Source organism: Arthrobacter sp. 05L428 (genome assembly GCF_056397665.1).
In genome coordinates, this window is sequence record NZ_JBFTNW010000001.1 from 383,361 (window position 1) to 396,759 (window position 13,399).

Annotated in this window: 14 protein-coding genes; 4 read left to right on the forward strand and 10 right to left on the reverse strand. The window is 64.8% G+C overall.

What is annotated here, in order from left to right; all coding sequences use genetic code 11:
* From AC1DH3_RS01910 to AC1DH3_RS01940, 7 genes are all read right to left on the reverse strand, one after another.
* On the reverse strand, positions 1-1,476 hold the full coding sequence (locus AC1DH3_RS01910; RefSeq protein WP_441417057.1) for a TadA family conjugal transfer-associated ATPase: 1,476 nt from the start codon (positions 1,474-1,476) through the stop codon (positions 1-3).
* Positions 1,473-2,675: a CpaE/TadZ family protein gene (locus AC1DH3_RS01915; protein WP_441417058.1), complete on the reverse strand. Its 1,203-nt coding sequence runs from the start codon at positions 2,673-2,675 to the stop codon at positions 1,473-1,475. Before AC1DH3_RS01915 ends, AC1DH3_RS01910 begins: the two co-directional genes overlap by 4 nt.
* The gene (gene cpaB, locus AC1DH3_RS01920) at positions 2,672-3,451 is read right to left on the reverse strand and encodes a Flp pilus assembly protein CpaB (RefSeq protein WP_441417059.1); all 780 of its coding nucleotides are present in this window, start codon (positions 3,449-3,451) and stop codon (positions 2,672-2,674) included. The genes AC1DH3_RS01915 and cpaB overlap by 4 nt, the downstream gene beginning before the upstream one ends.
* Before the next feature lie 20 nt (positions 3,452-3,471).
* Positions 3,472-4,437: a Tad domain-containing protein gene (locus AC1DH3_RS01925; RefSeq protein WP_441417060.1), complete on the reverse strand. Its 966-nt coding sequence runs from the start codon at positions 4,435-4,437 to the stop codon at positions 3,472-3,474.
* Between the two features lie 53 nt (positions 4,438-4,490).
* Positions 4,491-4,895 (reverse strand): TadE/TadG family type IV pilus assembly protein, encoded by a 405-nt coding sequence (locus AC1DH3_RS01930; RefSeq protein ID WP_441417061.1) that lies wholly within the window; start codon positions 4,893-4,895, stop codon positions 4,491-4,493.
* Between the two features lie 110 nt (positions 4,896-5,005).
* Positions 5,006-5,212: a Flp family type IVb pilin gene (locus AC1DH3_RS01935; RefSeq protein WP_441417062.1), complete on the reverse strand. Its 207-nt coding sequence runs from the start codon at positions 5,210-5,212 to the stop codon at positions 5,006-5,008.
* A 270-nt stretch (positions 5,213-5,482) separates the two neighbouring features.
* Positions 5,483-6,148 carry a prepilin peptidase gene (locus AC1DH3_RS01940; RefSeq protein WP_441417063.1) on the reverse strand — a complete coding sequence of 222 codons (666 nt, stop codon included), beginning with the start codon at positions 6,146-6,148 and terminating at the stop codon, positions 5,483-5,485.
* A 308-nt stretch (positions 6,149-6,456) separates the two neighbouring features.
* Between AC1DH3_RS01940 and rplM the strand changes: the two genes are divergently transcribed.
* From rplM to glmM, 3 genes are all read left to right on the forward strand, one after another.
* The gene (gene rplM, locus AC1DH3_RS01945) at positions 6,457-6,900 is read left to right on the forward strand and encodes a 50S ribosomal protein L13 (RefSeq protein WP_015937805.1); all 444 of its coding nucleotides are present in this window, start codon (positions 6,457-6,459) and stop codon (positions 6,898-6,900) included.
* 36 nt (positions 6,901-6,936) lie between these two features.
* On the forward strand, positions 6,937-7,446 hold the full coding sequence (gene rpsI, locus AC1DH3_RS01950; RefSeq protein ID WP_441417064.1) for a 30S ribosomal protein S9: 510 nt from the start codon (positions 6,937-6,939) through the stop codon (positions 7,444-7,446).
* A gap of 200 nt (positions 7,447-7,646) precedes the next feature.
* Complete coding sequence (glmM, locus tag AC1DH3_RS01955; protein ID WP_476892126.1) at positions 7,647-9,008, forward strand: phosphoglucosamine mutase; 1,362 nt, start codon at positions 7,647-7,649, stop codon at positions 9,006-9,008.
* A 66-nt stretch (positions 9,009-9,074) separates the two neighbouring features.
* On the opposite strand, the gene mscL is transcribed toward glmM, so the two are convergent.
* Genes mscL through coaA form a run of 3 tightly spaced genes read right to left on the reverse strand, consistent with a single transcriptional unit; the run spans position 9,075 to position 11,385 of the window.
* Positions 9,075-9,464, reverse strand: coding sequence for a large conductance mechanosensitive channel protein MscL (gene mscL, locus AC1DH3_RS01960; protein WP_476892127.1), 390 nt, complete (start codon positions 9,462-9,464; stop codon positions 9,075-9,077).
* 29 nt (positions 9,465-9,493) lie between these two features.
* Entirely contained in the window at positions 9,494-10,414 is a 921-nt protein-coding gene (locus AC1DH3_RS01965) for a M15 family metallopeptidase (protein WP_476892128.1), read from the reverse strand.
* A gap of 5 nt (positions 10,415-10,419) precedes the next feature.
* Positions 10,420-11,385, reverse strand: a complete 966-nt coding sequence (gene coaA, locus AC1DH3_RS01970) for a type I pantothenate kinase (RefSeq protein WP_441417068.1) — start codon at positions 11,383-11,385, stop codon at positions 10,420-10,422.
* A gap of 121 nt (positions 11,386-11,506) precedes the next feature.
* Here coaA and glmS point away from each other — a divergent pair, with 121 nt between their 5' ends.
* The gene (gene glmS, locus AC1DH3_RS01975; protein ID WP_476908466.1) at positions 11,507-13,399 is read left to right on the forward strand and encodes a glutamine--fructose-6-phosphate transaminase (isomerizing); all 1,893 of its coding nucleotides are present in this window, start codon (positions 11,507-11,509) and stop codon (positions 13,397-13,399) included.

The following is a 13,399-nucleotide window of genomic DNA, read 5'->3' on the forward strand; positions in this document are numbered from 1 at the left end:
TTACCGCCCCCTAGCAGGCGCTGCGCCAAAGACCGCCGGCGAAATCGGGATTCCCAATTCGGCGAAGCGATCAGTGAAGCGCGGACGAACACCGGTAGGCATGGGCTTGCCGAGGAACCGGCCGCCGGCGTCGATACCGGCGGAGTAGTCGAACACGAAGGCATCCTGGAGCGTGACGACGTCGCCTTCCATGCCCTGGACCTCCGTAATGTGCGTGACCCGCCGCGAACCGTCACGGAGCCGGGAAATATGCACGATCAGGTTCACCGCCGAAGCCACTTGCTCGCGGACGGCCCGCAGCGGCAGATCCATGCCGGCCATCAGCACCAAGGTTTCCAGCCGGGCGATCGCGTCCCGGGGGGAGTTCGCATGCACGGTGGAAATGGAGCCGTCGTGGCCGGTGTTCATGGCCTGCAGCATGTCGAGGCACTCGCCGCCGCGGACTTCACCGACCACAATCCGGTCCGGCCGCATACGCAGCGAGTTGCGGACCAGGTCGCGGATGGAAATTTCGCCCTTTCCCTCGATGTTCCGCGGGCGGCTCTCCAACCGGACCACATGGTCCTGCTGCAACTGGAGTTCCACCGCGTCCTCGATCGTGACGATCCTGTCCGAGCTCGGAATGAACGAGGAGAGCACGTTCAGCAGGGTCGTCTTGCCGGTGCCGGTGCCGCCCGAAACAATGATGTTCAATCTGGCCAGCACGCAGGCCTGCAACAGCTCCGCCATTTCCGGTGAAAGACTGCCCATCGAAATGAGGTCATGCACGGTCAGTGGATCCCGGCCGAACTTCCGGATGGTCAGGGCCGGTCCATTGACGGCCAGCGGCGGGATGATGGCGTTGACGCGGGAACCGTCCGACAACCGGGCATCCACGAGCGGCGATGACTCGTCAATCCGGCGTCCCACGTTGGAGACAATCCTTTCGATGACCCGCCGCAGGGCGTCGTCGGAGGTGAACTTCGAGTCCGTCAGCTGGAGTTGCCCCTGGCGTTCCACGTAGATCTGGTCGAAACGGTTGACCATGACCTCTGTCACCGTGGGATCATCCAGGTACCGCTGGATGGGGCCATGGCCGAGAACGTCGTCGATGATCTCCCGGATCAGGCGCTGGCGTTCGACCGCGGTGAGGGGGATCTGCTCCTCGTCTACGACGGCCTTCAACTCGTCCTTGACCGACTGGTGAAGTTCCGTCTCATCGATAGAGGAATCGGTGATGCGGGATCCGAGCCGTTCGAAGAGCGCCTGGCTGGCGCGTTCCTTGAGCGCGTTCAGCGCCTCGCTGGCCACGGACGCGGTCTGCTGCAGCTCGGTGAATCCGGGGTGCGATTCTGCTGCCGTCTTCGCTTCCAGGATCCGCCCCAGCGTCGCCGGTGGCGTATGAGAGGCGAAGACGTCGACGGCGGCCGGCTTTTCCTCGGGCGCGGCGGGCGGAAGTCCGCCGCGTAGTTGCTGGAATCGGTCGGTGAGGCTCACTGGACTACCGCCCTTCTGTGCAGTTGCTTGTGCGGTCTGGCTTCCCAATCCGGCTTAAAACGGTCAGCCAGCTGGCGGAGCCCCTTGAGGGCAGCGTCCCGGCCGCCGTCCTGAAGGACGGGAACGCCTTTGTTGGTGGAGAAGGGAAGGGTCCGGGAACGCGGCAGCACGACGTCCACGGGGGCCCCGATGGTGGCTTCGACGTCCTTGAGCGATAGTCCCGCCCGGCGGTCGGCCATGTTGAGGACGATGTGGCGTTGGGCCGGTACCAGGTTCAGTTCTTCGAGGATCTGGAACCCGGTCCGCATACCGCGGATGCTCGGAACGTCCATGCCGCAGATCCACACGGCGTCGGTCGCCTGTTCGAGCGTGGCCAGGACGTGTTCGCCCAGTCCCGGGGCCGTGTCCACCACGATGTAGCGGAACTCCTGCCGCAACTGTTCCAACAGGTGGGAGACATGGGCCGCACTGATACGGTCCATCTCCACGGGCGTCCTGGGGGCGCAGAGCGCGTAGATGCCTGCAGGATGGACTGTGAGATACGTCTTGAGCACCATTGAGTCCTGGCTTGCGGCCCCCATTACGGCGTCCGTGATCGTGAACTCCGGTTCAAGGAGGAGTCCGCTGGCCACGTCGCCGAACTGCAGGTCAAGATCCACGATCACAACCCCCATCGGCGCGGTCTTTCCCAGCCCGACCGCGAGGTTGGTGGCGACCGTTGTCTTGCCAACGCCGCCCTTGGGGGACATCACGGCGATGACACGTCCTGAGCCGTGGTCGGCATGCTCGGTCGTCTGCGGACCGAGACCCCGACGCCGGCCCGCTGCGGCCAGGCTGGCACGCTCCAGCATGACCCGGATGGTGTCGGGGTCGGCTCCGGGATCGAGCAGGTCCCGGACGCCGGCGCGCATTGCCTGGACCACGGTTTCCGGGCTGGCATTAACGGCCAGGACCACGCTGATCTCCGGATACTGGAGGTCGACCACTGCGGCCAGCTTCAGTGAGTCGGCCACAGGCACGCCGGGACCAAGGATGAGGACCTCGGGCGGGTCGCCGACCATTTGGCGCAGGATGTCGGCGGGGCCCTCTGGCAGGTAGTCGGCTTTGAAGACGTGGAGGTCCCCATGCATTCCGCCGACAGCCAGCCGGACCAGCCGTTCGAAATCGGCGTTGGGCGTGATCAGGACGAAGCGGCTCATCGGAACAGTCCTGCCGCATCGACTGTGCCCTTGCCCGATTCGACAGCATTGCCCGGTTCCTTCGACAGGTAGACCTTGCCGAACTCCGTGGCAAACACGATCCGCTCCGCATCAGCGGAATTCCTGGCCAGGGTAATGAGGTAGCTGCCGTCACCCTGTGCCTTGGTGGAGGAGGTTGACGAGACCTGGCTGGCCCCGGACGCGGTGTCGGAGGTCCCAGTCTGCGTGGCCGCCCCATCGCTGAACTGCGCCGCGGTCACCAGGACCTTGTGGAAAGTTTGCTGCGTCCTGCTGACCTTGGCACCGGCCTTGCCGCCGGCGTCTTCCAGCGAGAGGAAAACCCCCACCGTGTCGCCGGCCTTCAAAATGCCGCCGGCGACGCGCTCGATCGGAAGCTTGAGCGTGATCTCCTGGAAGCCCGCAGGTACCTGGACCCGGGACGGGCCGAGGAAAGCACTCTCTTCCACCAGCCGGGTGGACAGCAGCTGCTCACCCGGCATGAGGGTAACGGCGGTGACCTTGGTGCCCAGTGAGGCGAGATCCGTGACGCTGCTGTCAGCCAGCGCCAGCTTGGGAACTTCCTTCTTTGTCACCATTGCCGCAATCTTGTCCGCGGCGGTTCCGGCCGGAATGGCCTTTTGCACAATGTAGATTGATTCTGTTTCCGTGCCGGCTAACGCTCGTTTATCAGCGTTCTGAACATATGAGACCAGCAATACGGTTCCGATAATTGCCACAAGTAATGCGGCGATGCCTCCCAGTAGGCGTGTTTTCATCGTAACTCCTTAGAAATTACCTATTTGATGAGTTTGATATCGACGGTTCCCAAGTCGGCGCCGCCACCAGGTCCGGTCGAGTTAATAGTTTCGAATTTCACGAATTGGCCGATGATGCACCGGTTGTTGCCGCCGCTGCAGGCCAGGGCGCTCGTCATGTTCGGGTCGCCGGCTGTGTTCCGGAATTCGTAGTTGTGGTTGTTGCCGAATTTCCAGCCCCACATCTTGAAGGTGGCGTAACCGATCACGTGGAAGTAGCCGTTCTGCCCCTGGTTGCTCGCGTCGTCGAAGACGGGAAAAGCGACTTTCACCTCTCCGCCGGCGAGGATGGTGGCGATCCAGCCGCCCAGCACGGTGTCGCAGTCGGTCGGCGGGTTGTTGCCTGGGTCGGACCCCACCCGGTTGTTTCCGGTGGCCGTCACGGCAACGCATGGTGAGTTCCGGTCGAGCCATCCCCAGCCGCCCGGGATTTGCGTTCCGGAAGGACCGGTGCAGGTTCCGCCCGGCTTGTAGGAGATCTTTTGTACCTCTCCGGTGGCCACGGCAGTGGAAAGGTTGAAGCAGCTGTTGGAGATCGCAAGCGGAAATCCGGAGCCGCTGCTCAACGGTGCCCAGGCCGCGGTGGCGCCGGCGCGGACTGTTGCGGGTGGGGCGTTCAGCGCATTGGCAAAGATTTTGGTCAGGAAGCCCGCCTCGTTGCTGCCCAGGGTGGACGTGACCACCTTGACCTGGCCGCGGGAAAGGTCCACGTTTACTGAATCGACGGCAGAGGCTCCGTCGTTGGAGTTGGGACCGGCAAGTTCGCGGGCCCAGCCCAGAGCCTGGGGAACTGTGCAGGTTCCGGCCGCGTGGCACCTCTGTGCTGCCGCCAATGCGCCTGCGTCCGCTGCATTCTGCAGTTGGGCCCGTTCGGCGTAGATTTGGCCGGCATCAACGGCCAGGGCGCCGGCTCCTATGAGCACCAGCATCATCACTGCTACAAGCACGCCGGTCGCGCCCCGCTCCCGCCCTAGGCCGCACTGGTCTTGGATCGAAGTCCTCAACCGTGGCATCGCATGGCTCCGGTTCCGTGGACGGTGACGGAACCACCGAAAATCCCGGTCAGTGAATTTGCGGTGTAACCAACGGCCACTTTGGCGTTGCCCGTGCCGCCGGCGGGGCATGCGCCCGTGAAGGTGTAGGTGAAGCCTGCCGCATTCAACCCGGGCGCACCTGAGACAGCGGCAGCCTGGGCGCGGGCCGGATCGTTGAAGATGGCCATAGTCCGGGCAGCCTCGCGGGCGGCCTGGGTCACCGAGATCTGCAAATTGTAGATGTAAGAGAATTCGATGATCCCGCCCACCAAGGCGAGGAGTATAGGTGCAACGAGGGCGAACTCGACTGCGGCCGCCCCCTGCTCGCGTCCCTCAGCCCCAAACCAGGGCGAAAAATTGCTGCGCTTCATTGGATCCCCCCAGGGATAGATGCAGTCGACGAAATAAGAACTGTGCCGCGCCCGCGATACACGGACGCGGCACAATCGGTGTTACTGAGACCTGTGGCGGAACTAGTTGCCTAGTTGGACCAAGCGCGGACGTTGTTGCCCAGCTCGGTGAACCAGGCGCTCAACTGGTTGCCGAAGACGGTTGCGCCGCCAATAACAGCGAAGGCGATGAACGCCACCAGCAGCGAGTATTCCGTCGCGGTTGCTCCCTTTTCGGATTCGAGCTTGTTCTTGACGCCGGCAACAAAAGCGAGCATTGAGACCATGAGACCAGTCATTTTGAAAGTCCTTCTCCAGAGATTTGAATAGTTTGACGGAATTCCAGCAAGTCCCCTTTGCTACCTCCTGGAGCTCCGTTGGGACAACATTTGCACGCCGATTAACGGCCCGGCAATGCATGCGACTACCCGACTTTTTGGGTGGAAAAGGAGCGTTTACTTGCCGCTCTGAGGGACGTGTACTCAGTACTTTCGGGCGCTACGGAGCCGACTACTTGTTTTGATAAGTCGGCTTACTGGTTCACCCAACAAGCGGCGCAGGAGAGGGCGCTACGCGGAGAGCAGGACGGTGAGCAGGGCGGCGGCCAGCATCGAGGGCCCGAAGGCCACTTCCTTCGGCTTGTTTCCGCGGTTCTTTAGGAGGAGGACCAAGGAAACCAGGCCGCCGGCGACAAACCCCAGGGCGCCGCCATAGAACAGTTGGGTCCAGCCCAAGTGGCCTAAGTACAGGCCGAGTGGCGCAGCGAGCTTAACGTCGCCCATTCCGAGGCCTGTGGGGCTGATGAGGGCCAAGATGAAGTAGAAAAAGAAGAGAATTACCGCCCCGGCCAGGGCCCGGGCCAGCTGCCCCCAGCCTCCGAGGGCTATCGAAGGCACTGCGAGCAGCACAACGCCGGCTCCCAGGAGTGGCAGGACCAGCCGGTTAGGCAGCAAATGATGAATAACGTCAATTCGGGCCAGTTGGACGCCAATAACCGCCAAAACCATAAATGCCGGCAATTCCGGAGAGGCGCCGAACCGCCAGGCCAGGAGGGCGCAAAGCACCGCGGCGGCAACCGCCGTCGCCGTCCGCTGCGCAGGCGTGGGGCCGGGTCCCAGCTCCGGCAGGGCGCGCCTGACGAAGACGTCTGCCAGCAGCCCGAGGCACAGTCCGGCGGCGGCGACTCCCGCGAGGAACAGCAGCGATGCGGAACCTGCAACGGCGGGATCGGGCACGGGACCTCCAGGAACACGGCGTACCGGAACTGAACGGCACGCAGGGCTGCGTGCCACCGGACACCCCATTTTGACCCACGACCCCGGCTTCCGCTATTCTTGGTAGTCGTTGTGCGTGTCCTATCTCGATGATGCGTGCCCGCTTGAGAATCCGGTTGCAGGATAGCTACTCAACGTGCACATTCGAGACCACAGGATGACTGGTTACATGGAGCCCTCACCTCTGTTCCGGTAGCGCATAGATAGTAGGTGCACCTTTTGCGTGACGCCTAAAACAAGAACGCCAGAACAAGAACGAGGCAAACACCGTGCGTACGTACACCCCGAAGCCCGGCGATATCAACCGCCAGTGGCACGTCATTGACGCCACCGACGTTGTCCTTGGTCGTCTCGCCAGCCAGACCGCAATCCTGCTGCGCGGCAAGCACAAGGCCACCTTTGCGTCCCACATGGACATGGGCGACTTCGTCATCATCATCAACGCTGAAAAGGTCGCCCTCACCGGTGCCAAGCTGGAGCAGAAGCGCGCATACCGCCACTCCGGTTACCCGGGCGGCCTGACCTCCGTCAACTACGCGGAGCTGCTGGAGTCCAACCCGGTCCGCGCCGTGGAGAAGGCCATCAAGGGCATGCTCCCGAAGAACTCCCTCGCTGCACAGCAGCTGGGCAAGCTGAAGGTTTACCGCGGTGCCGAGCACCCGCACGCCGCCCAGCAGCCCAAGACTTTCGAAATCACCCAGGTCGCCCAGTAGTCCTGGCCACCAACCAACTTTTTATCAAGGAGAATCGTGGCTCAGAACGAAGAACTGACCACCGAAGCCGTTGAGGCTGAGGAAAACCTGACCAGCTACACCTCGGAGAGCGGTGCTGCTGACGCAGCGGCGCCGAAGAAGGAACGTCCGGCACTGACCGTCGCCGGCGCTGCAGTTGGCCGTCGCAAGGAAGCCGTCGCACGCGTTCGCGTCGTGCCCGGTTCGGGCAAGTGGACCATCAATGGTCGCGAGCTGGCGAACTACTTCCCGAACAAGCTGCACCAGCAGGACGTCAACGAGCCCTTCAAGATCCTTGACCTTGAAGGCGCCTACGATGTTATTGCCCGCATCCACGGTGGCGGCATCTCCGGCCAGGCCGGTGCCCTGCGCCTCGGCATCGCCCGTTCACTGAACGAGATCGACACCGAGAACAACCGCGCCACCCTGAAGAAGGCCGGCTACCTGCGCCGCGACGCTCGCATCATCGAGCGTAAGAAGGCTGGTCTCAAGAAGGCACGCAAGGCTCAGCAGTACTCCAAGCGCTAAACAGCGCCTTCCCAATCTGTGGCCGCTGGCGCGACCACAGATTGGGGCCCGCGGCGCTTTTCAGCGCTCGGATCCACAAGCGCTAAACACGCTCAACTGGAAGCCCGTCCCGCATTCTGCGGGGCGGGTTTCCGGCGTTTAACGGGTCTCCGATGGTCGGAAACCGGACCCGGGCCCGCGATCGACTAAACTTGGGCTCGATGTCTAGATTATTTGGAACAGATGGTGTCCGGGGCCTGGCGAACGGCCTACTGACCGCAGAGTTGGCGTTGCAGCTGGCGCAGGCCGCCGCCGTCGTGCTCGGCCACGACCGCAACACCAACGGCAACAGGCCGCGCGCCGTCGTCGCCCGCGATCCGCGGGCCAGCGGCGAGTTCCTCGCGGCCGCCGTGGAGGCCGGGCTCTCCAGCTCCGGCATCGACGTCTACGACGCCGGCGTGCTGCCAACGCCGGCCGCCGCGTACCTCGTCGCCGACCTCGACGCCGACTTCGGCGTGATGATCTCCGCCTCCCACAACCCGGCCCCGGACAACGGCATCAAGTTCTTTGCCCGCGGCGGCCAGAAGCTCCCCGACGACGTCGAGGACGCGATCGAGGAACAGCTGAGCAAGGAGCCGTACCGCCCGGTCGGTGGCGAAGTTGGCCGCATCCAGCGGTTCTCCGACGCGGAAGACCGCTACATCGTGCACCTCCTGGGCACCCTCCCGCACCGCCTGGACGGCCTAAAGGTGGTCCTGGACTGCGCGCACGGCGCCGCCAGCGGTTGCTCACCGCAGGTCTTCAAGACGGCCGGCGCCGAGGTGATACTGATCGGCGCCGATCCGGACGGCCTCAACATCAACGACGGGGTGGGTTCAACACACCTCGGCCCATTGAGGCAGGCGGTCCTGGACAACGGGGCTGACCTGGGCATCGCCCACGACGGCGACGCCGACCGTTGCCTGGCCGTGGACCACGAGGGCAACGAGGTGGACGGCGACGAGATCATGGCCATCCTTGCCGTGGCCCTCAAGGAATCCGGCAAGCTCAAGGACGACGTCCTGGTTGCCACCGTGATGAGCAACCTCGGACTCAAGATCGCCCTGCGCGAGGCAGGCATCAGCCTCCGTGAGACCGGCGTAGGCGACCGCTACGTGCTGGAAGGCATGCGCGAAGGTGGCTTCAACCTCGGCGGCGAGCAGTCCGGCCACGTTATTTTTGCCGACTACGCCACCACCGGCGACGGCGTCCTGACGGGCCTGCAGCTTGCCGCCCAGGTCGCGCTGACCGGCCGTCCGCTCAAGGAACTGGCCACGGTCATGACCAAGCTCCCGCAGGTGCTGATCAACGTCAAGGGCGTCGACCGCAGCCGGGTCAAGGGTGACGAGGCCGTGGCTGAAGCCGTGGCCCGGGCCGAGGCACGGCTGGGTGACACCGGACGCGTGCTGTTGCGTCCTTCCGGGACCGAACCCGTTGTCCGGGTGATGGTGGAAGCCGCGGACCAGGACACCGCCCAGGAAGTCGCCGAAGGCCTGGCCCAGGTGGTCCGGACCGAGCTTGCCCTGGCGCTCATCGCCGACTGACTCCAAGAACGCAAGAAGGTGGCCCGTTTCCGTGAGGAAGCGGGCCACCTTTTGTTGGTCCGGAAGCTAGCGGGTGGTGCGGGTCAGGGCGTCGCGGATCTCGGTGAGCAGGGCGATCTGAGGGTCCTCGGCCGATTCCTCCTTGACGTCCGGGTTGATGCCCAGCCGGCGGTTGCGGCGTTCAATCATGTGGTTCATCGGCAGGATCACCACGAAGTAGATGGCAGCTGCAATCAGCACGAACGAGATGATGCTGGAGATGACGGTGCCGTACTTGAACCCCTCCCAGGCCATTTCCTCGATGCCTTTGGCGTTGAAAAGCAAGCCGATGAGTGGCGTGAGGAGTCCTTCCACGATGGAGGTCACGACGGCGCCGAAGGCGGCCCCCATGACGACGGCGACGGCAAGGTCAACGACGTTGCCTTTCATGATGAAATTCTTGAATCCAGTCAGCATGAACCCACGGTAGCCCGGGCCCGGCAGGCTCAGCGGTAGGCTGGCGCGGCTTCCAGGCCGAAATACTCTTCGAGGGTGGCGACGCCGCGCTTGTGCATGTCGCCCGCGGCCTCGGTACCGATGTAGCGCAGGTGCCACGGCTCGTAGAAGTAGCCGGTGACCGGGTGGGCCATCCAGGGGTAGCGGACCACGAAGCCGAAGCGGTGCGCATTGGCCTTGGCCCACACGGCGGCCGGCTGTTCCGCGAAGCAGGGCTGGAAGCTGCAGGCCCCTCCGCCGTCGCCGATGTCAAAGGACCAGCCCGTCTGGTGCTCGGAGTAACCGGGCCTCGCGGAAGCCGTGTCCGCCTCGGCGCGCCCCCGGGCGTTCGCGTAGCCGTTGTAGGTGGCCGTCTGGGTCGCGAAGGAACGGTAGCCGCTCGCCAGGGTCAGGACCACGCCGTCCGCCGCGGCGGCTGCAAACATCCGCTCGGCGGCCGCCGCCGTCGTGCTGTTCAGCTGCGCGGCCTCGCCGGAAACCGCCAGCCTGACGGCCGGCTGCACGAGGTCGGGCGGAACGAACGTGGCGGGGGAGAGCGGCCGGTGCTTGTTCACCACCACCCACGGGCTCGCAGGATCGGTCAGGGAATGCTTCCGGGCCGGTCCGGACGTCGCAGGCCAGGAAGCCGCAGGCGCGGAGGCTGACGGCGCTGCGTCGGCCGTGGGTGTGGGGGCGGTGGCCACGCCCGCGGAGGTGGTCGTCGCCGTAGGCGAGCCGGAGGCGGAAACCGCGGCGGAGGAACGCTCAGTTGGCACAGCCGTGCTGGAGGATGGCTCCGGGCTGCTGCCCGGGCTACAGCCGGCCACGGCTGCAAGGACAGCCAGTGCCGTTCCCGCCGCGAGCAGGCGCCCGAGCGTCCGCCGGCTCGGGGTTGCCGGGCCCGGGGAAGTGCCGGCGCTGTCGTGGCACACCTGTGCTAAACCTTGCGCAGCAACATGCGTCGGATGGAGTGGTCGGCGTCCTTGGTCAGCACCAGCTGGGCCCGGCCGCGGGTGGGGAGGACATTTTCTTCCAGGTTCGGCTCGTTGATGCGCTTCCAGATGTCCCGGGCGGTCTGCTCGGCCTCCGAATCGGAGAGCGTCGCATAGCGGTGGAAGTAGGACTCGGGCTGTGCGAAGGCGGTAGTACGCAGCTTGCGGAACCGGTCCACATACCACTCCTCGATATACGAGGTCTTCGCGTCCACGTAGATGGAAAAGTCGAAGAAGTCGCTCAACGCCAGGCCCTGCCGGCCGTCATGCCGCGGGCGTGCCGGCGCCAGGACGTTCAGGCCCTCGACAATCAGCACGTCCGGCCGGCGGACCACAACTTCCTTGCCCGGAACGATGTCGTAGGTGACGTGCGAGTACCAGGGGGCCCGCACTTCCTCGGCCCCGCTTTTGACCTCGCTCACGAAGCGCAGCAGTGCGCGGCGGTCGTAGGACTCCGGAAACCCCTTGCGCTCCAGGAGTTGACGGCGCTTGAGTTCGGCGAGGGGGTAGAGGAACCCGTCGGTGGTGATCAGCTCGACGTTCGGGGTGCCGGGCCAGCGCCGCAGCATTTCACGCAGTACGCGGGCGATGGTCGATTTGCCCACCGCCACGGAGCCGGCCACGCCGATCACGAAGGGGGTGCGCTGGGTCTTCTCGCCCAGGAAGGTCGTGGTGGCCGCGTGGAGCTGGTTGGCGGCCTCGACGTAGAGGTGCAGCAGCCGGGACAGCGGGAGGTAGACCTCGCGGACCTCCTTCATGTCCAGGGGGTCGCCCAGGCCGCGGAGGCGGAGCACATCCTCTTCGTTGAGGGGCTGCTCCATCTGGGCAGCGAGCCGGGACCAGGTCTGCCGGTCCAGCTCAACGAACGGGGAGACGCCCTCGCCGTTCGCTTCGTTGCGTTGCAAAGTCACCTTAGAGATTCTGCCCTTGACAACGCCCAGAGCGAAATGGACACCCCGCCAGCCGCCAGCGGCGGGCCCGGACCGGCACATCCTACGTCGGACGACCGGGAAACCGGTTAGGCTTATGTCCATGTGCGGAATCGTTGGATATGTAGGCCGCTCGGCTGGCCGGGTAAATACTGAACACAAAGCCCTGGACGTTGTCCTGGAGGGATTGCGGCGCCTTGAGTACCGCGGCTATGACTCCGCCGGGATCGCGGTCGTGGCGGACGGTGCCATTTCTTCCCGCAAGAAGTCGGGGAAACTGAGCAACCTGATCACCGAACTGGAGGCCCACCCGCTGCCGGACGCCCTCACCGGCATCGGGCATACCCGCTGGGCAACCCACGGCGGCCCCACGGACCTGAACGCGCACCCGCACCTGTCCGACGGCGGCAAGCTGGCGCTCATCCACAACGGCATCATCGAAAACTTCGCGGAGCTGAAGCAGGAACTCGTGGGCGAAGGCGTGACCTTCCTCTCCGAGACCGACACCGAGGTGGCCGCAGCGCTGATCGGTGACATCTACCGCAACCAGCTGGGCGGCGACAACGCCAACGGCGGCCTGACCAAGGCCATGGAACTTGCCTGCCAGCGCCTCGAGGGCGCCTTCACGCTGCTCGCCGTGCACGCCGACCAGCCCGACGTCGTCGTGGCCGCCCGCCGCAACTCCCCGCTCGTGGTGGGCCTGGGCGAGGGCGAGAACTTCCTCGGTTCCGACGTCTCCGGCTTCATCGACTACACCCGCCGCGCCGTGGAACTGGGCCAGGACCAGATCGTCACCATCACCGCCGATACCGTCGCGATCACCGACTTCTACGGTGCCCCGGCCGAGGGCAAGGAATACTACGTCAACTGGGATCCCGCTTCCGCGGAGAAGGGCGGCTTCCCGTCCTTCATGGAAAAGGAAATCCACGACCAGCCGGACGCCGTGCTGCAGACCCTGCTGGGCCGGTCGGACGTCGACGGCAAGCTGACCCTCGACGAACTCCGGATCGACACGGAACTGCTGAAGAGCGTGGACAAAATCATCGTCCTGGCCTGCGGCACGTCCGCCTACGCCGGCCAGGTCGCGAAGTACGCGATCGAACGCTGGTGCCGGATCCCCACCGAGGTCGAGCTTTCGCACGAGTTCCGCTACCGCGATCCGATTGTGGACGCCAACACCCTGATCGTTTCCATCTCGCAGTCCGGCGAGACCATGGACACGCTGATGGCTGTCCGGTACGCCAAGGAACAGGGCGCCAAGACGGTGTCCATCTGCAACACCAACGGCTCCACTATCCCGCGCGAGTCCGACGCCGTGCTGTACACGCACGCCGGTCCGGAAATCGCGGTGGCTTCCACTAAGGCGTTCCTCGCCCAGATCGCGGCCGCCTACCTGCTGGGCCTGTATTTGGCACAGCTGCGCGGCAACAAGTTCCAGGGCGAGATCAAGGACATCCTCGCCGACCTCGGCAAGATCCCCGCGAAGATCCAGCAGATCTTGGACAACGCCGACGCGATCAAGAAACTCGGCCGCGACATGGTCGACGCCAAGTCCGTGCTGTTCCTGGGCCGCCACGTCGGCTTCCCGGTTGCCATGGAAGGCGCGCTCAAGCTCAAGGAGCTCGCCTATATCCACGCGGAAGGATTCGCCGCTGGCGAGCTCAAGCACGGCCCGATCGCCCTGATCGAGGAAGGCCAGCCGGTCTTCGTGGTTGTCCCCTCGCCCCGGGGCCGCGACTCGCTGCACGCCAAGGTCGTCTCCAACATCCAGGAAGTCCGTGCCCGCGGCGCCAAGACGATCGTGATCGCCGAGGAGGGTGACGAGGCGGTGAAGGCCTACGCCGAACACGTCATCTACATCCCGGAGACCCCGACCCTCCTGGCCCCGTTGCTGTCCACCGTGCCCCTGCAGATCTTCGCGCTGGCACTCGCCAGCGCCAAGGGCTACGACGTGGACCAGCCGCGGAACCTGGCCAAGAGCGTGACCGTAGAATAG